The 23,520-nt window shown below is 56.9% G+C and carries 21 protein-coding genes and 1 pseudogene; 10 read left to right on the forward strand and 12 right to left on the reverse strand.

The window, feature by feature from the left end; genetic code table 11:
• Positions 1 to 27 precede the first annotated feature (27 nt).
• From WBY09_RS16875 to WBY09_RS16890, 4 genes and pseudogenes are all read left to right on the forward strand, one after another.
• Complete coding sequence (locus WBY09_RS16875) at positions 28 to 393, forward strand: response regulator (protein ID WP_008891618.1); 366 nt, start codon at positions 28 to 30, stop codon at positions 391 to 393.
• A 68-nt stretch (positions 394 to 461) separates the two neighbouring features.
• Entirely contained in the window at positions 462 to 2,117 is a 1,656-nt protein-coding gene (locus tag WBY09_RS16880) for a chemotaxis protein CheB (protein ID WP_336233362.1), read from the forward strand.
• A 9-nt stretch (positions 2,118 to 2,126) separates the two neighbouring features.
• A pseudogene (locus WBY09_RS16885) lies at positions 2,127 to 2,939 on the forward strand (CheR family methyltransferase); the annotation flags it as partial.
• A 609-nt stretch (positions 2,940 to 3,548) separates the two neighbouring features.
• Complete coding sequence (locus tag WBY09_RS16890; protein WP_336233363.1) at positions 3,549 to 4,196, forward strand: methyltransferase family protein; 648 nt, start codon at positions 3,549 to 3,551, stop codon at positions 4,194 to 4,196.
• 100 nt (positions 4,197 to 4,296) lie between these two features.
• Here the strand turns inward: WBY09_RS16890 and ctrA are convergent, their stop codons facing one another.
• Positions 4,297 to 4,992 (reverse strand): response regulator transcription factor CtrA, encoded by a 696-nt coding sequence (ctrA, locus tag WBY09_RS16895; RefSeq protein WP_008891622.1) that lies wholly within the window; start codon positions 4,990 to 4,992, stop codon positions 4,297 to 4,299.
• A gap of 405 nt (positions 4,993 to 5,397) precedes the next feature.
• On the opposite strand from ctrA, the gene fliI reads away from it, so the two are divergent.
• Both fliI and WBY09_RS16905 read left to right on the forward strand, forming a co-directional pair.
• On the forward strand, positions 5,398 to 6,984 hold the full coding sequence (gene fliI, locus WBY09_RS16900) for a flagellar protein export ATPase FliI (protein WP_063087450.1): 1,587 nt from the start codon (positions 5,398 to 5,400) through the stop codon (positions 6,982 to 6,984).
• Between the two features lie 26 nt (positions 6,985 to 7,010).
• Positions 7,011 to 7,439, forward strand: a complete 429-nt coding sequence (locus WBY09_RS16905; protein ID WP_336233365.1) for a flagellar FliJ family protein — start codon at positions 7,011 to 7,013, stop codon at positions 7,437 to 7,439.
• A gap of 12 nt (positions 7,440 to 7,451) precedes the next feature.
• On the opposite strand, the gene WBY09_RS16910 is transcribed toward WBY09_RS16905, so the two are convergent.
• Together WBY09_RS16910 and WBY09_RS16915 are read right to left on the reverse strand one after the other, a co-directional pair.
• Positions 7,452 to 7,931, reverse strand: coding sequence for a YbaK/EbsC family protein (locus WBY09_RS16910; protein WP_336233366.1), 480 nt, complete (start codon positions 7,929 to 7,931; stop codon positions 7,452 to 7,454).
• Positions 7,931 to 8,665: a TerC family protein gene (locus tag WBY09_RS16915; RefSeq protein ID WP_336233367.1), complete on the reverse strand. Its 735-nt coding sequence runs from the start codon at positions 8,663 to 8,665 to the stop codon at positions 7,931 to 7,933. The genes WBY09_RS16910 and WBY09_RS16915 overlap by 1 nt, the downstream gene beginning before the upstream one ends.
• A gap of 207 nt (positions 8,666 to 8,872) precedes the next feature.
• On the opposite strand from WBY09_RS16915, the gene WBY09_RS16920 reads away from it, so the two are divergent.
• The 4 genes from WBY09_RS16920 to WBY09_RS16935 all read left to right on the forward strand — a co-directional run bounded on the left by WBY09_RS16920 (position 8,873) and on the right by WBY09_RS16935 (position 13,154).
• A complete protein-coding gene (locus tag WBY09_RS16920; RefSeq protein WP_336233368.1) occupies positions 8,873 to 10,102 on the forward strand; it encodes an ABC transporter substrate-binding protein in 1,230 nt (409 codons plus the stop codon).
• A 6-nt stretch (positions 10,103 to 10,108) separates the two neighbouring features.
• The gene (locus WBY09_RS16925) at positions 10,109 to 11,794 is read left to right on the forward strand and encodes an ABC transporter permease (protein ID WP_336233369.1); all 1,686 of its coding nucleotides are present in this window, start codon (positions 10,109 to 10,111) and stop codon (positions 11,792 to 11,794) included.
• Positions 11,795 to 11,806: 12 nt separating this feature from the next.
• Positions 11,807 to 12,457 carry an ATP-binding cassette domain-containing protein gene (locus WBY09_RS16930; RefSeq protein WP_336233371.1) on the forward strand — a complete coding sequence of 217 codons (651 nt, stop codon included), beginning with the start codon at positions 11,807 to 11,809 and terminating at the stop codon, positions 12,455 to 12,457.
• Between the two features lie 142 nt (positions 12,458 to 12,599).
• Entirely contained in the window at positions 12,600 to 13,154 is a 555-nt protein-coding gene (locus WBY09_RS16935) for a prolyl hydroxylase family protein (protein WP_197146861.1), read from the forward strand.
• Positions 13,155 to 13,158: 4 nt separating this feature from the next.
• On the opposite strand, the gene WBY09_RS16940 is transcribed toward WBY09_RS16935, so the two are convergent.
• From WBY09_RS16940 to WBY09_RS16980, 9 genes are all read right to left on the reverse strand, one after another.
• Positions 13,159 to 13,560, reverse strand: coding sequence for a hypothetical protein (locus WBY09_RS16940; RefSeq protein ID WP_064788884.1), 402 nt, complete (start codon positions 13,558 to 13,560; stop codon positions 13,159 to 13,161).
• Positions 13,561 to 13,646: 86 nt separating this feature from the next.
• The gene (locus WBY09_RS16945) at positions 13,647 to 15,290 is read right to left on the reverse strand and encodes a hypothetical protein (protein ID WP_336233374.1); all 1,644 of its coding nucleotides are present in this window, start codon (positions 15,288 to 15,290) and stop codon (positions 13,647 to 13,649) included.
• Positions 15,291 to 15,296: 6 nt separating this feature from the next.
• Complete coding sequence (locus WBY09_RS16950) at positions 15,297 to 16,085, reverse strand: MinD/ParA family protein (protein ID WP_336233375.1); 789 nt, start codon at positions 16,083 to 16,085, stop codon at positions 15,297 to 15,299.
• A complete protein-coding gene (locus tag WBY09_RS16955) occupies positions 16,082 to 17,062 on the reverse strand; it encodes a GTP-binding protein (protein ID WP_063087470.1) in 981 nt (326 codons plus the stop codon). The genes WBY09_RS16950 and WBY09_RS16955 overlap by 4 nt, the downstream gene beginning before the upstream one ends.
• A 57-nt stretch (positions 17,063 to 17,119) precedes the next feature.
• Positions 17,120 to 19,282, reverse strand: a complete 2,163-nt coding sequence (gene flhA, locus WBY09_RS16960) for a flagellar biosynthesis protein FlhA (RefSeq protein WP_157097810.1) — start codon at positions 19,280 to 19,282, stop codon at positions 17,120 to 17,122.
• An 89-nt stretch (positions 19,283 to 19,371) separates the two neighbouring features.
• Entirely contained in the window at positions 19,372 to 20,943 is a 1,572-nt protein-coding gene (locus WBY09_RS16965; protein ID WP_336233376.1) for a sigma-54-dependent transcriptional regulator, read from the reverse strand.
• A gap of 87 nt (positions 20,944 to 21,030) precedes the next feature.
• On the reverse strand, positions 21,031 to 21,825 hold the full coding sequence (locus WBY09_RS16970; protein WP_008891637.1) for a motility protein A: 795 nt from the start codon (positions 21,823 to 21,825) through the stop codon (positions 21,031 to 21,033).
• A gap of 21 nt (positions 21,826 to 21,846) precedes the next feature.
• On the reverse strand, positions 21,847 to 22,209 hold the full coding sequence (gene fliN, locus WBY09_RS16975) for a flagellar motor switch protein FliN (RefSeq protein ID WP_008891638.1): 363 nt from the start codon (positions 22,207 to 22,209) through the stop codon (positions 21,847 to 21,849).
• Positions 22,202 to 23,458, reverse strand: a complete 1,257-nt coding sequence (locus WBY09_RS16980) for a FliH/SctL family protein (protein WP_286791533.1) — start codon at positions 23,456 to 23,458, stop codon at positions 22,202 to 22,204. Before WBY09_RS16980 ends, fliN begins: the two co-directional genes overlap by 8 nt.
• Positions 23,459 to 23,520: the final 62 nt, after the last annotated feature.

Genomic DNA, 23,520 nt, shown 5'->3' on the forward strand with positions numbered 1-23,520 from the left:
CGACCTAAGTAAGCGAGAAGGAAGTCGATGAAGAGTTGTCTCGTCGTCGATGATTCGAAAGTCATCCGGATGGTAGCAAGACGCATTCTCGAGGAAATCGGGTTTGCGGTTGTGGAGGCAGTGGACGGTCAGGAGGCACTTGATAAGTGCCTTGAGTCCATGCCCGACGCGGTTCTGCTTGATTGGAACATGCCCGTAAAAAGCGGGATCGAGTTCCTGCGTGAACTGCGTGCAACGCCTGGTGGCGATGATCCTGTTGTTGTGTTCTGTACAACTGAAAACGACCTTGAACACATTCAGGAAGCCATCACCGCTGGCGCGAACGAATACATCATGAAGCCGTTCGATAGCGAGATCATCCAGGCCAAGTTCGAGCAGGTCGGCCTGATCTAGGCCGGGGTGCTCACGAACCTGTAAGCCTTCAAGATCCGATCTCCATCATCAAGCGGGGACGCTACCACGTGGAAGAAACGCCCATCCATTCGCCATACAAAGTCCTGATCGTGGATGATTCCGCCATCGTGCGCGGACTTGTTACACGTATGATGACCGAAGACGCCGAAATCGAAGTCGTCGGCTCGGTCAGCAATGGCGAAGAAGCACTGGCAGTCATGGAAAAAGGCGGCATCGAAGCCGTTGTTCTTGATATCGAAATGCCGGTGATGGATGGTTTGACGGCCTTGCCGAAACTGTTGGAAATTGATCCGACAGTCCGCGTGATCATGGCGTCCACACTCACCAAACGAAATGCCGATATCAGTTTCCAGGCGATGACGCTGGGGGCTGTGGATTACATCCCCAAGCCAAGCTCGTCAAAAGACCTGAATGTCGGCGAGGGGTTCCGCGAAGAACTTCTCGACAAGGTGAAAGCCTGGGCTGAACAGCGTCGCAAGATGCTTGAGGTCGAAGAAGCTGCCGCGGCAGAAGCGGCTGCCGCCCAAGCTGCACCCGAACCAGAACCAGAACCGGAAGAAAAATCAACTGCGCCCGATGCCGAGGCATCTGAGCCCGATGACGCAGCTTCTGGCGGCAAGGCGGCTGCTTTCCGGGCGGAAATGTCGGTCGAACATCAACAGCTTCACAAACAAGGCCGGATCCAGCGCAAACGATTTACCGCCGAATTGCGCCCCCGCCCGATGCAGCAACACCGCCCGCAGCCAACGCAGATGCGCCAGACGCCGATGCCGCAGCAACCGGCACCTAAGCCGCAACCGGCCACACCGGCGTCGTCGGAGACTGCAAAACCGGCTGCCAACCCGGCTGGTGGTGCGGCGCGCTCGACGACACCGTCACGCGATCCGGGCAGACTTATTCGCGATGCGGCCATTGCGGCAGGCGGGCAGGGCAAAACCGTGCCCAAAATGCCGGAACGCCCCGCCACAGCAGCACCCAGCGCAAGAACGGCACCGCCGGCCAAACGGCCAACCGCACCCGCGCCGCAAAAAAGTGCACGCGCCCAGCAGGTTCGTTCGGCAAGCGCACCCGCCCCGGCAAAACGCCAGTCCGCGCGTGGTGGCGTCACGCTGCTTCCGGAAAAACGCATCAATGTCGAAGCCATCGCGATTGGCAGCTCGACCGGTGGGCCGCAGGCCTTGTTTGAAGTGTTGCGCGGCCTGAATGGCGTGCGCCAGCCGATCTTTATTACTCAGCATATGCCCGCTACCTTTACCACCATTCTGGCCGAACACATCACCCGTCTGACCGGGCTTAAATGTCAGGAAGCACAAAACAATATGCCAATTGTTGGTGGACAGGTTTATCTTGCCCCCGGTGATTACCACATGACTGTAGAGGGGCGTGGTGCCAGTCGGCATCTGAAGTTAAATCAGAACCCGCCCGAGAATTTCTGTCGTCCGTCGGTCGATCCGATGTTGCGCAGTCTGGTCGCGAGTTACGGAGGAAACATTCTGACTGCAATACTTACCGGAATGGGGCAGGATGGTATGCTTGGTGGACGTGACGTGGTCAATGCGGGGGGCATGGTCGTGGCACAGGACGAGCAGAGTAGCGTTGTATGGGGGATGCCGGGCGCTGCGGCGCATGCCGGTATCTGTTCTGCGGTTTTGCCGGTGGGTGGGATTGCGGCCTATATCAAAAAATTCGCGGGGGGTCGTTAACCCACAATGATGAAGCCGGATGACTTCGAGTTTGTAAGCAGATTGATCAAGTCAAAGTCCGGGCTCGTTCTGAGCCAGGACAAGACTTATCTGCTCGAAAGCCGGTTGATGCCGATTGCACGCAAACGGGGTCTCAAGGACCTGACGGAGCTGATCGGTACGCTGCGCGGTGGCGACCGCAATCTGGTCGAAGAAGTCGTTGATGCGATGACGACCAATGAAAGTTTCTTCTTCCGCGATACCAAACCGTTTGACCAGTTCCGCCATGTTGTTCTTCCGCACATGATCAAGACACGTGCGTCGAAAAAACATCTGCGCATCTGGTGTGCTGCCGCCTCATCCGGGCAGGAACCCTATTCGCTGGCGATGATCCTTGATGAATTCAAGTCGCAGCTCGCTGGCTGGCGGATTGATATTGTCGGGACCGACATCTCGCGCGAAATCCTGACCAAGGCACGCGCAGGCCTGTATTCGCAGTTCGAAGTCCAAAGGGGCCTTCCGATCGGTCTTCTGGTCAAGTACTTCCAGAAGAAGGAAGACCAGTGGCAAATCTCGGCCGATATCCGGTCCAAGGTGCAGTACAAGGAATTCAACCTTCTGGAAGATTTCCGTCCGCTTGGGCAGTTTGATGTCGTCTATTGCCGTAACGTGCTGATCTATTTCGATCAGCCGACCAAAAGTGACGTTCTTTCGCGTGTTTCCGCCCTGATGCCAGATGACGGTTTCCTGTTCCTTGGCGGTGCAGAAACGGTTCTGGGCATTTCCGACAAGTTCAAACCGCTTGCGCGGCAACGTGGCATTTATCAGCTTAACCGTCCGGGGGCACCGGAAGTTGATCTGACGGCGCTTGAAAAGGCGCAGGCGGGGGCCGCAAGTGCGGCCGGTGCTGCTGCACCCGGCGGCTTGGCCTTCCAGAAGCCCAAACATATGCAAACCGGTGCCGCAACCACGACCGGTACAACGGCCCGCCCGGCAGTCGGGACAACAGGAACAACAGGAACAGCAGGGACGGCAACAACCCGCCCCGCAGGTTCAGGGTTTGGCACGACGTCGACCCAACGTCCGCTTGGCACCACCCCGTCCACCGCCCGTCCGGGAACAACCGGAACCGGCAGCACGGGATCAGGCACAACAGGCAGCGCGTTCAGCAGACCGTCAGGTTCGACTGGTACAGGTTCAACCACACGTCCGGGAACAACGGATACCACTAGTTCGACCTATCGCCGCCCGCTTGGCACCGGAACCGGTGCTGGTGCCGGTGGTACGACACAGCGGCCGGGGACAGGCAGCAGCAATACAAGCGGTTCCAGCGGAACCACGCGCCCGTCCACGACCTTTGATCGGTCCCGCTTTGGCAAACCGGACGACAAGAAGTAGCTGACAGTTGGTTTCTTGCCGACTGTTCTGTTGAACTGAAAGTCGGGAAGGCCAATGACCTTAAATCCATCAGACACGATCGCCACACCGCGTCAGGACCTTCGCCGTGTCCAGCGCCGTCGCAAGTTTGCCATTGCAGGCATTGCGCTGTTGGTGCTTTGCGCGCTTCCGCTCATGCAGTCGCTGGCACAGGTGGAGATGTTTACCCATGAAACGCTCGAGACCGGCGGGATCGTCCTGATCCTGATTGCCATTTTCGGGCGGGCCTGGTGCACGCTGTATATCGGCGGGCGCAAGGCCCGCGATCTGACTGATACCGGCCCGTATTCCATCAGCCGCAATCCGCTTTATATGTTCAGCTTCATCGGCGCGGTCGGCATTGGCGCACAAACCGGAAGCCTTTTGATTGCCCTGCTGTTCGGGGTGGCGGCGTTTGGTGTGTTCTTGCCCGTGATCCTGCGCGAAGAAAGGGCGCTTGCGACACTTTTTGGCGCATCCTTTGAAGATTACAAAACGCGCGTGCCGCGCTTTGGCCCGCGGTTTGGTGCCTGGTGCGATGCCGAGATCCTTGAAGTTCGCCCGCATCTTTTGTGGCGAACATTGCGCGACGGGCTGGTCTTTCTGATGGTGATCCCGATTTTCGAACTGATTGATCGGTTGCAGATCAGTGGCCTTGTTGATCCGCTTATCTATTTGCCGTGATCGGAAACGAAAAACGCCCCGGAGATGAACCGGGGCGTTTTTCGTATAGCGGCAACTGTTGGGGCGGTATCAGGCATGCCTGATACCAAGTTCCCGAAAATCAGGCCGCAGCGCTGTTGGTGTCGGGATCGCGCAGGACATAGCCCCGGCCCCAAACCGTATGGATGTAATTGTCGCCCTTGGTCGCAGACTGGATTTTCTTGCGCAGTTTGCAGACAAAGACGTCAATGATCTTGAGTTCCGGCTCGTCCATACCGCCATAAAGGTGGTTGAGGAACATTTCCTTGGTCAGTGTCGTGCCCTTGCGCAGCGACAGCAGTTCCAAGATGCCATATTCCTTGCCGGTCAGATGCAGCGGTTTGCCATCGACATCGACGGTGCGTGCATCCAGGTTGACGTTGAGCTTACCGGTCGAAATCATCGACTGGGCATGGCCGCGTGAACGGCGAACAATTGCCTGTACACGTGCCAGAAGTTCGGTTTTCTCGAAAGGCTTGGTCAGATAATCATCTGCGCCAAAGCCAAGGCCTTTGACCTTGTCTTCGGTTTCGGTCAGACCCGACAGGATCAGGACCGGTGTTTCGACGCGTGCGTCGCGCAAACGTCTCAGGACCTCGTAGCCGTCAATATCTGGCAGCATAAGGTCCAGAAGAATAATGTCATAATCGTAAAGCTTGCCGATCTCGAGACCATCTTCCCCAAGGTCGGTAGTGTCAATCACCATGCCCTCAGACTTAAGCATCAATTCGATGCTGTCAGCATAGGTGTTGTCATCCTCAACAAGCAGCACCCGCATGTCTCTGCTCCGTTACCGTGTTCCGCAATAAGTCCGTGTTGATCCGGTAGATCGACAAGCGCCCCAACGATTGCCGGCCTTTGGGAAATTTTCCCCATTCGGTTAACGATACGTTGCTTTGCGACTCGTGGCAAGCAGGCGAGTCGCAACTTGTTAACTTTTTTTCGTTCAAAGAAGCGACTCGGGGACGGAACGCAAGTTTTCCCAACGGTTTGCGGTGTTAATTCCAAAAGCCTTATGCAACGAAAAAAAATCGATTTAATCGTCTACACGGCTTTTTAATACCGATTATGACTATATATTTGGTACGACGCGGTACGATTTGCCACCCCTGTAACCGTTCGGCGGGGCAAAATTCCGTGTTACAAGAGTTGTTTGTACCATTTTCGCTGAAAAGAACCGCCCGTGTTTCAGATTGGCCGCAATATCGTCGCAGAACTCCGCCGTATTCCCGACTATCGCGTGGTTGGCCGGGTGACTGCCGTTTTGGGCCTTCTGGTCGAAATTGGCGGGGTTGAAGGTGCGTTGTCGGTTGGTGACCGGTGCAAGGTCAAACGGCGCGATGGCAAAACCGTGATTTGCGAGGTTGTTGGTTTTCGCAACGAACGCGCCCTTTTAATGCCGTTTGGCATTCTGGACGGGATCGGGATCGGCTGCGAAGTCGAACTTGGCGATACCCAACCGCAGGTCTATCCCGATGAAAGCTGGCTGGGCCGTGTGGTCAATGCCTTTGGCGAGCCGGTTGATGGCAAAGGCCCGCTGTCTGAGGGCAATCGGCCTTATCCGATCCGCAACATGCCGCCATCGGCCCATTCGCGCCAACGGGTGGCGGGCAAGATTGATCTTGGTGTGCGGGCGATGAACACGTTTCTGACCTGCTGTCGCGGGCAGCGTATGGGCATCTTTGCCGGGTCGGGTGTTGGTAAATCAAGTTTGCTGTCAATGATGACGCGCCACACGACATCGGATGTGTCGGTGGTGGGGCTGATTGGCGAACGTGGCCGCGAAGCACGCGAATTCATCGAAGATGATCTGGGCGAAGAAGGCCTGCGTCGTTCGGTCGTGGTCGTTGCGACATCGGATGAACCGCCGCTGATGCGCCGCCAGGCGGCCTATATGACTATGGCGCTTTCGGAATATTTCCGCGATGTCGGGCGCGATGTGCTGTGCATGATGGATTCCGTGACCCGCTTTGCCATGGCGCAACGTGAAATCAGCCTTTCGGTGGGCGAGCCGCCGGCATCAAAGGGCTATACGCCGACTGTGTTTGCCGAATTGCCGCGTCTTTTGGAACGCGCTGGTCCAGGCGGGCCGGGGCAGGGATCAATCACCGGGCTGTTTACGGTTCTGGTTGATGGCGATGATCATAACGAACCGATTTCGGATGCGGTGCGCGGTATCCTGGATGGCCACGTGGTGCTTGATCGCGCCATTGCCGAGCAGGGCCGTTATCCGGCGATCAATATCCTGCGCAGCGTGTCGCGTACCATGCCGGGCTGTAATAACGAGGAAGAAAACCAGATCGTTGCCCGCGCGCGTCAGCTTCTGGCGACCTACGATGACATGGCGGAACTGATCCGCCTTGGCGCCTATCGCAAGGGAACTGATCCCAAGGTCGATGAAGCCATTCATTACTTCCCGCTGATCGAGGAATTCCTGAAACAGCGCAAGACAGAATGCACGCGCCTGAATGAGGGATATCTGGAATTGGCCCGGCGCCTCGATATGCTGGCCGAGCAACCCGAACAGCCTGCACCTGCCCAAGGACAACCGGGTGGACAGGCGCGGCAAGCGGGAAGTGCCAAGCCGCAACAGCCCGCAGGAGGGCCGGAAATGCCAGCCCCCCGCCCTGCACCACCGCCGTCAATCGGGCCCAAGATCAATCGCGGGCCCAAGGTTAACAGCCGGTCACAACGTGACGGGCAGGACCTGAACGCGGCCAAGCGTGCGCTGAGCGAAGGCGGGAATGACGCATCAGGGAATGGATCGTAATGATCGCGGACCCTAGGGGGTAACCCATGGCCAAGGATTTCAAAACACTGGTGCGCATGCGCAAATGGGCGCTTGATGAAAAGCAGCGCCAATTGGGCGAAATGCTTGGTGTTCTGGGTAATCTTGAAGCGGAAAAAGAAGCCCTCGAACAGGCGGTACTGGCCGAACAAAAGATCGCGGCCGAAAATCCGGAACTTGCCGGGTTTGCCTATGGCGGGTTTGCCTCCGCAGTGATCGCAGAGCGTGAGGCAATCGAAAAAATGATTGCCGAACAGGAAGAAAAGATCGACGTCTTCCGCGATGAAGTTGCTGACGCCTTCAAAGAATTTAAAACTGCCGAAATTGCCGAACGTAATCGGCTTGAGGCCGAACGCGCCGAAGAAGACAAGAAAGAACAAGACGAACTTGACGAAATCGGCATGCGTTCGGCGACACGCGATGACGGGCTTATGTGATTTCCGGGATAGTTAGACGGCGATATTAACGCCGGTTTCGATGCCGGTTACGCGCTTGAGGTCGCTTGTTTTAAGCTCAAACACTGTTTTCGGTGTCCCGGCGGCAAGCCAGACGGTTTTCTTTGCCAGAAGCCTTTTATCAATCAGCGTTTCCACGGGCTTGGCGTGGCCAAAGGGTGGAACGCCGCCAATGGCGTAGCCGGTATGTTCGCGGACCTCGGTGGCATCGGCCTTGCGGACGGATAAACGCAGCAGGGCGGCGACCTTGTCGAGATCGACCTGATCGGCACCATTCATGATGATCAGGACCGGGCGGGAAGCCTCGGTCATGAAGACCAGTGATTTTCCAATGTCGCTGATATCGCAGCCAATGGCGTTTGCGGCGTCGGCTGCTGTGCGTGTGCCTTCGGGAAACTCAAATACGTCGACGTTTTCAAGTTCGCGTTCCATGAAGGCGTTTGCCAGACATAGCGGCGGATCAACTTTTTTCATCAGCCATTCTCTTGCGCACGACGTTTGAGTTTACGTTTGTGGTTCAGAAGATTGAGCGTCTCGACCGACAGGCTAAAGGCCATTGCAAAATAGATGTAGCCTTTCGGTACATGTATTTCGACCCCGTCAAGCAGCAGCACAAACCCTACCAGAATAAGGAATGATAGCGCTAACATTTTGACAGAGGGATTTTGTTCGACAAAGTCGCCAATGGTCTTGGCCGCCATCAGCATCACCAGTACCGATGCGATGACCGCGATCACCATGATCGAAATATGATCGACCAGACCAACCGCTGTGATGACGCTATCGAGCGAGAAAATAATATCAAGCAACATGATCTGCAGGATGGTCATGGCGAAGCTCGACATGATTTTGCCCGGGCCGTGTTCTTCGGGCTCGTCAATGGTGTGATGAATTTCCTTGGACGCTTTGGCAATCAGGAATAGACCACCAAAAATAAGGATCATATCGCGGCCGCTGATTTCCTGACCAAAGGCAGCAAAAAGCGGCGAGGTCAGTTGCATAACCCATGCGATACCGGCCAGAAGCCCCAGCCGCATGCCCATTGCCGCCAAAAGACCGATGCGGCGTGCCGATGCCTGTTGGTTTTGCGGAAGTTTCGACACAATCACCGACAGGAAAACGATGTTGTCGATGCCCAGCACAATTTCGAGCGCGGTCAGGGTGGCAAGGCCCATCCACATGTTGGGATCACTCATCCATTCAAACATCGAAAACTTCCTAAACAGGGGCGCAAAAAGCGAACAACTTGTTGCAGACAAAGTGTGTTTGATAGACCCCTAACGCAAGCGTGAATTGATTTTATGTGCCGTCTGTTGAAAAACTGACAGGAACAAAACCAATCAACCAGTCACGCCCGGCATGCGGGAAGGGCTTTGGGTCATCAGGTAAAAGGATTGTCCGAGATGCGATCAAAAATGCGCACTTTCGTTTCTGCTTTGGCGCTGGCAATGGGGCTTGCGACGACGACGTTGTCGACGCCTGTCTTTGCAGACCCGGCGCCGGATGTCGGGAACTGGCAATCGGTTCTGGATCAGGCCCGTGGCCAGACCGTTTACTGGCATGCCTGGGGCGGGGAGCCGCGCATTAATGATTACATCGCCTGGGCCGGTGAACAGGTGCGCGAACGCTATGGCATTGAGGTCGTTCAGGTCAAACTGACCGACACCGCCGATGCCGTTACCCGCGTTTTGTCGGAAAAGACCGCCGGTGTCGATGATGGCGGTGCCGTCGACATGATCTGGATTAACGGGGAAAACTTTGCGGCGATGAAGCGCAATGACCTTTTGTTCGGACCGTGGGCGGAACAGACGCCAAACTTTGCCTATGTCGATGTCGAAGGCAAACCAACCGTGATCAATGACTTCACGGTTCCGACCGACGGGCTTGAAGCGCCGTGGGGCATGGCGCAGGTCAGTTTCTATTACGATACCGCCAAGCTTGATACCGTTCCGAAATCCGCCCAGCAATTGCTGGAATGGCTGGTGAAACATCCGGGGCGGTTCACCTATCCGCAGCCACCAAACTATATGGGCTCGACCTTCCTTAAGCAGATCCTGACCGAACTGGTCAAAGACCCAAAAGTTTTGCAACAGCCCGCCGATGAAACCGATGCCGAGGCGACCCTGGCACCGCTTTGGGGGTATCTTGAGGACTTGCAGCCGCTTTTGTGGCGCGATGGTCAGGCCTATCCGCAGAACGGGGCATCGATGCGCACCCTTCTGGCCGATAACGAGGTCGATATCGCCTTTTCGTTCAGTTCTGGCGAAGTGTCATCGGCGATCGAGGCGTTCGAGCTTCCTGATACCGTGCGGTCCTATGTGTTTGAGAACGGCACCCTTGGCAATACCAACTTCGTCGCCATCCCCTATAACGCATCGGCCAAGGCAGGCGCAGTTGTACTGGCCGATTTCCTGATGTCACCCGAAGCGCAACTGCGCAAGCAGGACCCGAAATATTGGGGCGCGGATACGGTACTGGCGATGGATAAACTTCCCCAAGATATGCAGGAAGCCTTTGCCAATCTTGATCTTGGCATCGCATCGCTTGCGCCCTCTGAGCGCGGCACCGTGTTGCCGGAACCGCATCCAAGCTGGATGTCGCTTGTCGAAACAGAATGGCAGAAGCGTTACGGCGTTGTGCAATAATCGCGCATGCTGCGATTTATCCCGATTCTGACGATTGTTCTGATGATTGGCCCGGTTTCTGCCGGGCTGATCGGGACGATCTTGCCTGCGTTCGGGATATTGCCCGCCCTTGGCGGCACGACGCCCAGCCTTGATCCATGGCATGCCTTGGTGGCACAGCCGGGGTTGGGGGCCTCGATCCGGCTTTCATTGGTCAATGGATTGATCGCAACCTTTGTCTCGGTTGCGATTGTCATGCTTTTTTGTGCCGCGTGGCAGGGCACACGCACTTTTCACGCCCTGCAACGGATCCTCTCGCCGATCCTGTCGGTACCGCATGCGACGGCGGCGTTTGGTCTGGCATTCTTGATTGCGCCATCGGGCTGGTTTGTTCGGGTGGTGGCGCAATTTACCGGATGGGATCGGCCTCCGGATGTTGCGATCATCCATGATCCTTGGGGGATCGCCCTGATTGCCGGGTTGGTTGCCAAGGAAATCCCGTTTCTGTTTCTGATGACGTTGTCTGCCTTGCCACAGGCAGACACAGACCGCACGGCACAGGTCACGGCAAGTCTTGGCTATGGCAGGATTGCCGGATGGTTCAAGGCAACATTGCCCCGCATCTATCCGCAGATCCGTTTGCCGGTTCTGGCGGTTCTGGCCTATTCGACGTCGGTTGTTGATGTGGCGATCATTCTGGCCCCGACAACACCGGCCCCGCTGGCAGTCCGCATTCTGGGATGGTTGTCCGATCCCGATCTTGCCTTACGGTTCATGGCATCAAGTGCAGCCGTGCTGCAATTGCTGATCGTGATCGCGGCCATGGCGATCTGGATTGCGGGTGAGCGGCTTGTCGCCGTGATTGGTGCCCGTTGGGCGATCGATGGCCACCGGTTCAAGCAAGATGGGGCTGTGCGTGGTGTGTCGGCAGTGATGGCGCTGGTGGCGGCCGGAACAGTGGTTCTTGGGCTTGTGGTCTTGCTGGTCTGGAGTGTTGCCGGGTTCTGGGCATTTCCCGATCTGTTGCCGCGTGGTTTTTCGCTGCGTGTTTGGGCGCGGGAACTTGATGCGATTGGCAATAGCCTGACAACCACCCTTCTGATCGGTATTCCGGCGGTTGTGATTGCCGTAACGCTGGTTCTGGCCTGTCTTGAGAACGAAGTGCGCACCGGCAAGCCGGCCGGGCGGCGGGCGATGTTTTTGACTTATTTGCCGCTTCTGGTGCCGCAAATCAGCTTCATGTTTGGTTTGCAGGTGTTCTTTAGCCTGCTTGGGCTGGAACGTACCTTGGTCTCGGTCGTTCTTGGGCATCTGGTGTTTGTTGCGCCCTATGTGTTCTTATCGCTGTCTGAACCGTTTCGCGCCCTTGATCCGCGTTATGGGCAAACAGCCCTTTGTCTTGGCGCGTCGCCCACGCGGGTGTTTTGGCAGGTGCGCTTGCCGCTGTTGACCCGTGCGTTTTTAACCGCCGCCGCGGTCGGGCTTGCCGTCACGGTCGGGCAGTATTTGCCGACACTTCTGATCGGGGCAGGGCGCTTTGCCACCGTCACGACCGAGGCGGTTGCATTGGCCTCGGGCGGGGATCGTCGGATGATCGGGATTTATGGCCTGTTTCAGATGGTTTTACCGTTTGCCGGGTTTGCCCTGGCCTTGCTGATCCCGGCGGTTTTATTCTGTCACCGTCGCGGCATGGGTGCCCAGAACAAAGGATGACAAGGATGACACATGCCTGAAGCAGCCAAAAACGGTCTGGAATTGCATGACGTGCGGGTGCGCCTTGACGGGCGTGAACTGGTTGCGGTCGATCTGACCATTGCGCCGGGCGAGATCGTGACCCTGATGGGGCCCAGCGGATCGGGGAAATCCAGTTTGCTTGGGCATATCTGCGGCACCTTGCCCGATGCGTTCGAGGTGACCGGTCAGGTGGTTCTTGATGGCAGGGTGCTTGATGGTTTGGCACCACAAGACCGCCTTGTCGGCATTCTGTTTCAGGATGACTTGCTGTTTCCTCATCTTTCGGTGGGCGGCAATCTGGCCTTTGCGTTGCCCGCGCATATCAAGGGTCGTGCGGCCCGGCGTGCGCGGGTTGAGGCAGCCCTTGGCAGTGCCGAGATGGACGGGTTTTATGATCGTGATCCGGCAACATTGTCGGGCGGGCAGCGCGCGCGGGTGGCCCTGATGCGGGTTCTGTTGTCAGAACCTTGTGCCTTGTTGCTTGATGAGCCATTTTCAAAACTCGATAGCGGCCTTCGGTCCCAGATCCGGTCGTTTGTGTTTGACCTGTGTCGCAAGAACAGCCTGCCGACCCTGATGGTAACCCATGACCCTGAAGACGGTGCGGCGGCCGGTGGGCGGGTGATTGAACTGCGTGGCTAGATACGCGGACATGGATCGATGACAGGGTTTGAATTTTCTGGTATCGCGCGATGATTGGTCTTAAGAGCATCTTGTCGCAAAGAATGATCTTGGGCCCCAGACGTTAAATCAAAAGGCCCGTGCGGCCTGGAGAGTGTCGTAAATGTTCCCTGAAGAAATGTTTGCAATTGCCCCGGATGCGCTTGATCCGGCGACCTGTGACCGCCTGATCAATGGCTTTGCCCACGAGATGGATGAAGGTGGCCTCGTACAGGGGCAGGCCGCGACCCATATTCGCCGATCCAAAATCACCTGGTTTAACGAAGAACAGGAACCGGTTGTCTGTCGACGGATTGTTGATCTGGTTGCCGAGGTCAATCGCAACGTCTTTGACTTTTCCCTGACCGAGTTTGCCGAGGATGCCCAGATTGCATGCTATGCCGGGGATTTGCGCGGGCATTATGACTGGCACAGTGATGTTGGTGCATCGGACGTTGCACGCCGTCGCAAACTGACGATGGTGATCCAGCTTTCCGAGCCTGATCAGTATGAAGGCGGACAATTGCAGCTTAACCCGGCCGGGCACTTTATCGATGCACCGATGGCGCGGGGATCTGCGATCTTCTTTCCGAGCTTTGTTTTGCACCGCGTGGCACCGACCACGGCGGGTCTTCGTTATTCCCTGACCCAGTGGGTGCACGGGAACCCGTTCCGCTGATTGCTCAGTAACGTTCAAGCCGATCCAGAAGGCGCGGGTTGCCCCATTTCGGCTGCCGGTCTTCAAGCGCGGTTTCGTGGTGGAAGACCTGATCGTTATCGGCTGTCTGTTTGTCCAGACGCAGGCTGATCCAGCGTGGGACGAGTTCGTTATTGAAATCATCCATCAACAAAACGGCGGCGGCTTCGAAATTCTCGAACTCGATACTGGCGATCTCTGCGTAATATTCTGCCAGATTGCTGGTTTTAAGGATCAGGCGGTCGGGCACATAACGCAGCGTCAGGCGGGCTGGAAAGACATCCTTGGCGCCGGTCAGATTGCTTTGCAGGGTAACGACATAATCAATCCTTGTGCCCGGGTTCGGCTCTGTCTGGATCAGATTACGGCGCTGATAAATCTCAAGCATGGCTTCCAACCGTTGTCATAAGGGATGAATTCAAGGATACGTCCGCGCCCAAGGCAGGAAAAGCATTCATTTCAGAATGATGATGCTTATGCCTCGATCCCGTGGTGGGAATGCGGGTCTTTGCCATCGGGCACCGGACCAATTTCGACAAACCGCGACCCATCCTGAAACAGGATATGGCCGGTGTAACCGGCAATTTGAAGGGCCTCGCGGAAGATGCCGCGAATGTCATCGCGGTTATGGGATTGCAACGGGTTTTCGGTGCGGACAATCAGATCAAACTTGCTGTCCTCGCCCTTGACCAGACCGTCGAGCTGGGTGTGGCCGACAACACTGAAAGACAGATCCAGTAGGAAACGCGTGCCCTGATCATCGGGTTTGTCGGGATCATTTTCACGATCACCATGCCGCCAGCCCAATTGAAGCTGTTCGATCTTGTCGCCCATATTGAAGGGCATCGCCATCACGCGCCAGCCATCCGGACGTTCTTCGGTTGCCATCGCACGCAACTGGGCAAAATCACCTTCAAGCCGTTTAAGCCCGCCACCGTCTGTATCGGATAGTGTGGCCAGGCTGGTCGCGGCACGATCGCCCAGCCAGCCACGCAAACTGCCGCCTTGGCCTGTCATGGCAGCAAAGAAGAACATCATGGTGGTGGTCAGTTTGGGGCCAGCCTGGGGAATGTTGTTCAGCATGCTGAGTGCTGCGCCGGGATCATGTTGCTGCAGGGCACTAACCGCCCTGTGCAGACTGTCCCAGTCATGGGTGAGGGCGGCGGCCTGACCGCGCGCGATCAATTGTGCCTCGGTCATCGGGACGGATGTCGATACCTTGGCACCGCCCGATGGATCAACGTTAAATGACAGGGTTGCGCCCGTTGGCGCGGGAACCGGCAATTTGATGCCAACAATACCGGCGGATGTACGAAGGGCTGTGAAACCCTGCGGCAGCAGGCGGGCCTCGGCACTATCAGGGGGCAAGACTGTCCCGGTCAGCATCAAGGTGCCAGCGGGGGCCTGCCCGGCGGCTGTTTGTGCGGCAATTGTTGGTCCCATTCCGGCAGCCACGCCGCCTGTGCCTGCGCCACCAGCCATACCCGCCGAACCAGCAGAACCGGCCTGGGCCGCAGACGCCATGGCATTGGCGGCTTGCTGTGCGGTTACCGTGCCCTGACCCAGAAAGATGACTTGTGTCTGGCTTCCGGCGGGCAATTGGGTGCCATTGGGCATGGTCAGGATGGATGTCGTCACTGCGCCAAATGTCTGGCCGGGTGTCAGGCTGCTGCCAGCGATATTTCCGTTGGCAAGGGCACCGGTTACCCCGGATCCCCCCGGCGACAGGGTTTGCGGCAGAAGTTGCAGGCGCATGCCATCGGCCGGGTTGCCGCCCGTTGCGGATTGGCCGGTGGCGGGGTTGGTTGTCGGAATGCGGGCCCACAGAAGATCGCCGAGATTACTGGGAAGCGGGGTGGGGATCCTGACCGTGACCGAACCAAGGGCAGTGGCAAGGGTCAGTTGATTGCCCGATTGCGATTGGACCGAGGCCTGCAACAACGTTTCGACCGGGAGCTTGGCCAGTGCGGCAGCGACCTGTTGCGGGGTGGCGGTTGTGACGGTTGCATTGATTTGTGCCGGAACCGAACCCTGATTGGCCTGTCCGGCAGTACCACCCGCCGAAGCATGTCCACCGACGGCAGGGCCGGGCGATATTGCTTGTGGCGGGAGCGTCATGACAACCTACTCCTCAAGAAGGGTTTGGGCGATTGCCTCTATATCCTGGGCGGCATCGCAGTTCGGATGACGGGTCAGAAGCGGCGTCTGGTTGCGAATGCATTCCGATACCTTGGAATCCGCACGAATAACGCCAAGCAACGGCGGCGAAATCTTCAAGAAACCCTCGCACGCCTTGAGAAGCTTGTTGTAGATCGCCTGACCTTCTTTCTTGTCCTTGGCCATATTGACCACCACCCGGATATCGGTTTTCGGGCGGGCCATATGGGTGATCTTGATAAAGGCATAGGCGTCAGTCAAAGAAGTCGGATCGCCGTTGGTAATCACAATCACCGTATTGGCAAGGCCGGTCATCTGACGCACGCCTTGATCAACACCGGCACCAAGATCGATCAATACCTTATCATATTCCTTGCCGGTCTGGAGCAAATCGTCCGACAGCGCCTGAAGCCGGGTGGCCGGAAGGTTGGCAAGGCTGCCCGATCCGCTGCGCCCGGCAATGATATCAAAATCGCCATCCGGGAAGTGAGTGACTGCATCTTTCAGGCTGATCCGCCCGGCAATCACGCCGCCCAGATCATATTTCGGCATCAGGCCAAGCTGAATGTCGATGTTGGCCAAGCCAAGGTCACCGTCAAACAAAAGGGTCTTGTGGCCTTCGAGAACCATCGCATGGGTGAGCGTAATGGAAAACCAGGTCTTGCCAACGCCGCCTTTGCCAGATGCAACTGCAAGGACATTGCGGCCTTTGGCCCGCGGGGCAGATTTGGGTGATGCATCAGACTTGGTAGTCATTTCACGACCTCGGAGAAGCTCGGTTTCGCGGTATCAGCGCGATGGGACGGTATCAGAAGTTTTGCCAAGGCAAGGGGACTAAGGGCGGTGAGGCCGTCCGCAACCTGGGCTGTCATACTGACATTACAAAGGGAAAGATTTCCTGAATCGGCTCCATATAGCGCACCGCCAAGTCGGGCGGCAACATCAAGTCGCGAGATCACGACACGTGTTGCGCCACCATCTGCGAAGGCATTGGCAATGTCAGCCGCCTCATAGGCATCAATCCCCGCAGGGTTCACCAGCACCGGTTCACTCGGCACCGCTTTCATGAATTCACGAAGCGTGCCAATTTCGGTTTCAAGATAGGGGTTGCAGCTTGCCGTATCGATCAGGATGACATCGGCTTCGCGGATTTCGCCAAAGCGCGCCTTGAGATCGTCCGGTGATTTCGCCGCAAGCAGATCAATCTTGAGAATTCGCGTAAAGGCCTCAAGCTGGGCCATGCCACCGGCACGTTTGTAATCGGTTGAAAGAACAGCAACTTTGCGTTTCTTCATCACCGCACGTGCCGCGGTTTTGGCAACCGCCAGCGTTTTGCCCGATCCGGGCGGGCCAACGAAGGCCAACGCGCGCGGCGTGTTCTTTTCCGGCAGGGGCGAGAAATCAAAGATTTCATCAAGCGCACCGGCCAGCAATTGTTGCTCGGATGCAGCAGCCGTTTCGCGCCCCATCAGATCACACAGGCGAATGCGCAGCCGTTCCGGCAAATTATGCCGCGTCAAGGCGGCCTCGACCGCATCCAGCTGTTCCTGAAGGGCGGGGGCCGGGCCGTCGTCATCGCCATAGTCGGGATCACGATCAAGGGCGGCCGTCAGGCGCACACCACTGCCGGGGATATCCTGGGTGGAGACGATGATGGCATCAGTGCCCATGTGCTCTTTAACGAGCCCCATCGCCTCGGTCATGGTGGGGGCGGTGAAGGTCTTAAGACGCATTCAGTTCCCCCCGGTTTGTCATTTCCGCAAGCAGGGCGGTTTGGTCGATCATGCGCATCACACCTGCCCCAGCGTTTTCAGCTGTGCCTTGGGGTGGATTTCGTTTTGCGACATCACCACGGTGCTCGGGCGGAAACGCTCAACGATGGATCGCACATAGGGCCGGATGCCCGGGCTGGTCAGAAGAACCGGGCTTTCGCCCATCATGCCAAGGCGCTCGAACGTCGTTCTGACCTTGTTGATGAATTCCTGAAGCTGGCTTGGCGGAATGGAAAGCTGCTTTTCCTCGCCTTGACCAACCAGGCTTTCGGCAAAGATCTGTTCCCACTGCGGCGACATGGTGACCAGCGGAATGACGCCGTCCTGATTGGTATTCACATCCGACAACTGGCGCGCCAGTCGTGACCGCACATGTTCGGTCATGAAGGTCGGATTGCGGGTAAAGGCAGTTGATTCGGCAATGCCTTCAAGGATGGTCGGCAGATCGCGGATGGAAACGCGTTCGGTCAAAAGGTTCTGCAATACGCGCTGAACACCGCCAACCGAAACCTGACCCGGAACGATATCCTCGACCAGTTTTTTCTGGTCTTCATCAAGTTCATCAAGCAGCTTTTGCGTTTCGGCATAAGACAGCAGTTCGGGCATGTGATCCTTGATCACTTCGGTGATGTGCGTCGTGATCACGGTTTGCGGATCAACCACCGTGTAGCCGCGGAACATCGCCTCTTCCTTCATGCCCTGTTCGATCCACATCGCAGGCAGGTTGAAGGTCGGCTCCATCGTCTTTTCGCCAGACAGGGTAATTTCCTCGCCGCGCGGATCCATCACCAGCAACATGTTCGGGCGCAAATCGCCACGGCCTGCCTCGATCTCCTTGACGCGGAGCACATAGGTGTTGGCTGGCAGTTGCATGTTGTCCTGAATGCGCACCGACGGCATGACAAAGCCCATATCACCGGCAAGCTGGCGACGCAGCGCCTTGATCTGATCGGTCAGTTTTTGGCCGCGTTCGGTACTGATCAGCGATAACAAGCCATAGCCAAGTTCAAGACGCACATAGTCCATGCGAAGCGCATTGGCGATGGGTTCTTCTGGCGGCGGGCCTGCGGCATCGGCCGCGGCCTGGGTTTCTTTCATCTGTTCCTGAACGACGGCCTCTTTCTGGCGCTTGCCCATGTAGTAGGCGAGATACCCCAACCCGATCGCCAATCCGAGGAACCAGATCATCGGAATGCCAGGCAAAAGCGACATGCCCGCCATCAGGGCGGCAGCAACGCCAAGGGCCGCCGGATAGTTACTGACCTGCCCGAAAACGGCCTTTTCGGTTGCGCCATCAAGGCCACCCTTGGTGACCAGAAGGCCTGCTGCGGTCGAAACGATCAGGGCCGGGATCTGGGACACCAGACCATCGCCCACGGTCAGGATCGTGTAGGTTTCGGTTGCCTCGGCAAGCGAAAGGCCCATCTGGGCGGTGCCGATGATGATGCCGCCAATCACGTTGATAAACGTAATCAGAATACCGGCAACCGCATCGCCACGAACAAATTTTGATGCACCATCCATCGACCCGAAGAAGGAACTTTCATCTTCAAGTTCCTTACGGCGGGCCTTTGCCTGTTCTTCATTGATCAGGCCCGATGACAGGTCGGCGTCAATCGCCATCTGTTTGCCGGGCATGGCATCAAGGGTAAAGCGTGCGGCGACCTCGGCAATACGGCCGGAACCCTTGGTGATGACGACAAAGTTGATGATGACAAGGATGGCAAAGACGATAATCCCAATGACGAAATTGCCCGAAATCAGGAAGCTGCCAAAGGCCTCGATCACGGCACCGGCAGCATGCGTACCTTCGTGTCCATAACCAAGGATCAGTCGGGTTGTCGCAATATTCAGCGCAAGTCTGAGCGACGTTGCCACCAGCAGGATCGTCGGGAAAGAGTTGAATTCAAGCGGCTTCTGGATGAACAGCGATGTCATCAGAATCAGCACAGAGAAGCTGATCGAAAGGGCCAGCATGAAATCAAGCAGCCAGGGCGGCATCGGGAACATCATGACCACAAGGATCATGATAAAGCCGAGCGCCATGGCGATATCGCCACGTTTCATGGCCGAAGCGACACGCGACTGAATGGCGCCGAGATTTAACCCGCCCGGCGCACCGCCGCCGGGGCCGTCAGAGCCGCCGGAACCAGTCGGTGTGATGTCTTGACCTTCGGCCATTGTCTTTGCTTGTTATCCTGTTGCTTGCTCGATGTTCGTTGCGCTTTTACCTGCCTTGAAGATGGGGACAGCGCGCCGAAATTTCATGTTCAGTCGTGACCGTCGCCCGGGGCCGGTACAGCAAGTCCTTCGTCGGTATACTGGCGCAGTTTGTTGCGCAGGGTCCGGATGGAAATGCCAAGAATGTTGGCCGCATGGGTGCGGTTGCCAAAGCAATGCTTGAGCGTATCAATAATCAGATCACGTTCGACATCAGCAACAGTGCGCCCGACAAGTGCAGAGGTCACAGAACCGTTTCCAGCAGTACTCTCATCGGATGCACCGTCATCGCCGCTGTCTGCGTCATCATCGCGAGACGGAGCCTCATTCGCCGGTGCCGATGGGGCAGACGGTGCAGGTGCAGGTGCGCTGGGTTGATAGGCCGATGATGCAGCTCCATAGGCGGCATTGGCACTGGCATAGGCCGAACTGGCGCGTGCCGTCGTAGACGGTGCCGGTGCAGATGCAGATGGTGCAGGGGCCTGCGATACGGGGGCTGCGGCTGCCGGGGCGGGTGCGCTGCTTTCGCCAGACAGCATGATCGCCTCTGGCCCGATTTCATCGGGACCGGCGATCAGAACCGCACGGTGCATGGTGTTTTCAAGTTCGCGCACATTGCCCCGCCAGTGGTGAGACAGCAGGCGCTGGATCGCAAGCGGGCTGATCGGACGGACAGGGACGTCATTGGCATCAGAGTATTTTTTGACAAAGAACTCGGCAAGAACCGGGATGTCATCGGGACGTTCACGCAGCGACGGGATGTCAAGATTGACCACGTTCAGGCGGAAATACAAATCCTCGCGGAAGTTGCCAGCATTGACTTCGGCCTCAAGATTGCGGTTCGAGGTCGCAAGAATGCGGACATCGACCTTGACCGGGCTTTTGCCGCCAAGCCGGTCAATTTCCTTTTCCTGAATGGCACGCAGAAGCTTTGCCTGAAGGCGCACATCCATTTCGCTGATTTCATCAAGCAAAAGGGTACCGCCATTGGCTTCTTCGAACTTGCCGATACGTCGTGCCTGGGCGCCGGTAAAGGCGCCCTTCTCATGGCCAAACAATTCGGATTCAAGAAGGTTATCGGGGATGGCCGCACAGTTAACTGCAACGAACGGCTTGTCTGAACGATTGGATTTGCGGTGCACATAGCGCGAAATGATTTCCTTACCGGTGCCGCTTTCGCCCGTGATCAGGATGGATGCCGAACTGTTGGCCACCTGACTTGCCAGTCGGAGCGTCTCGGCCATGCGCGCATCGCGATGGATCAGAGCGTGGCTTTCTTCGGTGACGGCTTCGAAAATTGCGGCAATCAGGTCGGCTTCTGGGGGCAGGGGGATGAATTCCTGAGCACCTGCCTTAATCGCATTGACTGCACCGTTAACGTCATTGCCGATGCCACACGCGACCACCGGGGTCGTGATGCGTTCGGCAACCATACCTTCAATCAGGGCGGCGACATCAAGGGTGATATCAGCCATAACCAGATCAATCCGGTTGCCCGCCCGCAGGATGTTAAGCGCAGTCGTGACACTTTCGGCCAACTGGACCGAAGCGCCGCGCGCCATTGCGATCTTGCTGGCTGCGCCTATCTGTCCGCCCAGTCCACCAACGATCAGTACCTGCATCGTATCATCTCTTTCCGATCAGTTTCGGGGACCCGGCGCATCAAAAAAAGCGTTGATGCGCCAGAACCACCATATTCACATTCACGATCAATCGAAGTAGCTGACGCGTTTTGACGGCGGCAGGATCGAGTTGATCAGCATTTCCAGACGACGGGGGTTTTCCTGTCGACCGATGGAAACAGCACCAACCATGTAGACCGAATTCAAAAGTTCCTCGTCGCTGGAGTTGCGTTCAAGCTTCCCGGCAAGCGGCATGAACACCATGTTGGCCAGAACCGCGCCATAGAAGGTCGTCAAAAGCGCAACAGCCATCGACGGACCAATCGATGACGGATCATCAAGGTTACCAAGCATCTGCACCAGACCGATTAGCGTCCCGATCAGGCCCATCGCCGGTGCAACGTCACCGGCCTTTTTCATGATGTTGGCACCTTTCTGGTGGCGGCCGATGGTGGCGTTCATGTCCTTGCGCATGATGGCTTCGACTTCCTCGGGCGGGGTGCCGTCAACGACGAGCGACAAGCCTTTCCAGAGATATTCTTCGCTTTGCAAGCTATCAAGATGCCCCTGAAGCGACAGTACACCGCCTTTGCGGGCAATTTCGGCAAGCTGAAGAATTTGAAGTGCCGCATCCGCCGGATTGCGCGATTTGTGGAAAATCGTGCGCATCAGCACTTTGCCAGAGCCGAGAAACTCGCCCAGCGCAAAGCTGACAGCAGTGATGGCTGCTGTACCGCCGATAACAATCAGGACAGAGGGGATATCGATAAACGCACCCGGCGATCCACCAAAGATGATTGCAGCAATCACCAACGCAAAGCCAATGGCCAGTCCCCCGACTGTCGCAATGTCAAACGACGTTTTAGTCCCCCCTTCGGCCATAGTCGGATATCCTCTCTTACGTTAGCTTTTCTCGGATTTGATGATTTCCGTCATGGTCACACCAAGCCGGTCTTCCACGACCACCACCTCGCCGCGTGCGACGAGACGGTTGTTCACATAGATATCAATAGCTTCACCAACTTTACGGTCAAGCTCTACCACGGCACCACGACCAAGTTTCAGCAATTGGCTGACTTGCATGGTTGCTTTGCCAAGAACTGCCGAAACCTGAACGGGAATATCGTACACGGCTTCGAGATCCTTGGAAGTCTTCATCTGCTCGCTGCCGGCTTCGGCCGCAGCAAGAAGTTCGGTCCCTTCGCCCTCGAGTTCGATGTTATCGTCGTCGAGCTCCGAGAGTTCCAGATCGTCATCATCAGCCATTTTCGTCTCCTGCGTCTTTGGTCGGTTGCTTCACAGCAGCCGTTTTATCGGCTGTGGTCGTCGGGTCTTCCTGCGCAGCCGTCTGTTCGGTTTCCGGGCCGGAATTACCAGGCTGTGCAGGGCCTTGCGCTGTCGCCGTTGTCTGGTCTTTTTGTGGTTCAGGCTTGTTTTCCGCCTGATCTGTAATGTCTGGTTCCGGTGTCGGCTGTGGCGGCGGTGTCGTGTCCGTTTCCGGTCCGTGTATCGCGCCATCGGTGGTTGCCGATTCAGCCTTCGTATCTTCTTGCAATGTTTGCATATTCCGCGCCGCGGTGCCATCGCCTTCTTGCGTATCAGAGCCGGGCTCAGCGGGTTCTTTGGCGGATGGCATCTCGGGTGTGATCTGATTTACGGTTTCGGCCTGATCCGGTGCCGGTCCGCTTGACTGAACCGGTGCAGAAGGCTGTGCCGGGGCCTTCACCTCGGGGGGGAGGCGGCTTTCCTGCATTTCGGGATCGCCCATATTGCTTTCGGGCAGATCATGGTCGTTGGCATGCAGGGTCAGTGCATTGTCGATGATGGCGTTGATTTCCGACCATATCCGCGCACTGTCGCGAACAGCCGTGCCATCGCCCCAGGATACCTGACAATCACCCATTGCGACGTCCGGCTCGCCAACCACAACAACCTTGCCGGAAAATCCCCGGGAGTCTGCAATGCGCTGGGCGGCTGCACCGACTTCTGTTTCAAGGTCGGGATTGACCTTGATCATGACTTTCGGGGCTTCAAACAGGTTGGCAAGACATTGCCGGACGATGTCTTCGATTTCGGTCATCTGGTACTGTTTGGACCAGGCCGGGGCCAGCTTGCGAATGACACCAAGGGCAACGTGAATGGCATCTTCGTTGATCTTGGCATTGGCGCGCTTCTGCTGCTCGTCAATCTGGGCGAGCTTTTCGGCGATTTCGGATTCCACATCGCCAACCGCCTTTTCAAGCGACGCCATGATTTGCTGATGGGCTTCGTCAAAGCCTTGTTTGTGACCTTCGGCAAAACCCTGCTCTTGGCCGCGCTTTTCAGCATCGGCGACCATTTGTGCACCCTGTTCCTCTGTATAGACAGGCGGCGGGGGCGGCGGGGCTTCTTCTTCTTTCTTTTTCTTCTTTTTCGTGCCCAGTTCGTAATGCTCATCCTCTTTGCCTGCCGAACGGATTACGTTGTCGGCATCGTCGAAGCTGAGTGAGAATGTGAACTTTTCAATGGCCGTCATATCGAACTGCTAAAACGCCTTGAGCAACAAAAGGAAGGCAGCCCTGCGGCTGCCAGTGAGCC

The sequence above is a fragment of the Thalassospira sp. CH_XMU1458 genome (assembly GCF_037027205.1).
Lineage (GTDB): Bacteria > Pseudomonadota > Alphaproteobacteria > Rhodospirillales > Thalassospiraceae > Thalassospira > Thalassospira tepidiphila.

Coding starts and splice junctions, on each gene's coding strand:
- WBY09_RS16875 (WP_008891618.1), top strand. CDS start 28: ATGAAGAGTTGTCTCGTCGTCGATGATTCGAAAGTCATCCGGATGGTA.
- WBY09_RS16890 (WP_336233363.1), top strand. CDS start 3,549: ATGACCTTAAATCCATCAGACACGATCGCCACACCGCGTCAGGACCTT.
- ctrA (WP_008891622.1), bottom strand. CDS start 4,992: ATGCGGGTGCTGCTTGTTGAGGATGACAACACCTATGCTGACAGCATC.
- WBY09_RS16905 (WP_336233365.1), top strand. CDS start 7,011: ATGGCCAAGGATTTCAAAACACTGGTGCGCATGCGCAAATGGGCGCTT.
- WBY09_RS16910 (WP_336233366.1), bottom strand. CDS start 7,931: ATGAAAAAAGTTGATCCGCCGCTATGTCTGGCAAACGCCTTCATGGAA.
- WBY09_RS16915 (WP_336233367.1), bottom strand. CDS start 8,665: ATGTTTGAATGGATGAGTGATCCCAACATGTGGATGGGCCTTGCCACC.
- WBY09_RS16920 (WP_336233368.1), top strand. CDS start 8,873: ATGCGCACTTTCGTTTCTGCTTTGGCGCTGGCAATGGGGCTTGCGACG.
- WBY09_RS16925 (WP_336233369.1), top strand. CDS start 10,109: ATGCTGCGATTTATCCCGATTCTGACGATTGTTCTGATGATTGGCCCG.
- WBY09_RS16930 (WP_336233371.1), top strand. CDS start 11,807: ATGCCTGAAGCAGCCAAAAACGGTCTGGAATTGCATGACGTGCGGGTG.
- WBY09_RS16935 (WP_197146861.1), top strand. CDS start 12,600: ATGTTCCCTGAAGAAATGTTTGCAATTGCCCCGGATGCGCTTGATCCG.
- WBY09_RS16940 (WP_064788884.1), bottom strand. CDS start 13,560: ATGCTTGAGATTTATCAGCGCCGTAATCTGATCCAGACAGAGCCGAAC.
- WBY09_RS16945 (WP_336233374.1), bottom strand. CDS start 15,290: ATGACGCTCCCGCCACAAGCAATATCGCCCGGCCCTGCCGTCGGTGGA.
- WBY09_RS16950 (WP_336233375.1), bottom strand. CDS start 16,085: ATGACTACCAAGTCTGATGCATCACCCAAATCTGCCCCGCGGGCCAAA.
- WBY09_RS16955 (WP_063087470.1), bottom strand. CDS start 17,062: ATGCGTCTTAAGACCTTCACCGCCCCCACCATGACCGAGGCGATGGGG.
- flhA (WP_157097810.1), bottom strand. CDS start 19,282: ATGGCCGAAGGTCAAGACATCACACCGACTGGTTCCGGCGGCTCTGAC.
- WBY09_RS16965 (WP_336233376.1), bottom strand. CDS start 20,943: ATGCAGGTACTGATCGTTGGTGGACTGGGCGGACAGATAGGCGCAGCC.
- WBY09_RS16970 (WP_008891637.1), bottom strand. CDS start 21,825: ATGGCCGAAGGGGGGACTAAAACGTCGTTTGACATTGCGACAGTCGGG.
- fliN (WP_008891638.1), bottom strand. CDS start 22,209: ATGGCTGATGATGACGATCTGGAACTCTCGGAGCTCGACGACGATAAC.
- WBY09_RS16980 (WP_286791533.1), bottom strand. CDS start 23,458: ATGACGGCCATTGAAAAGTTCACATTCTCACTCAGCTTCGACGATGCC.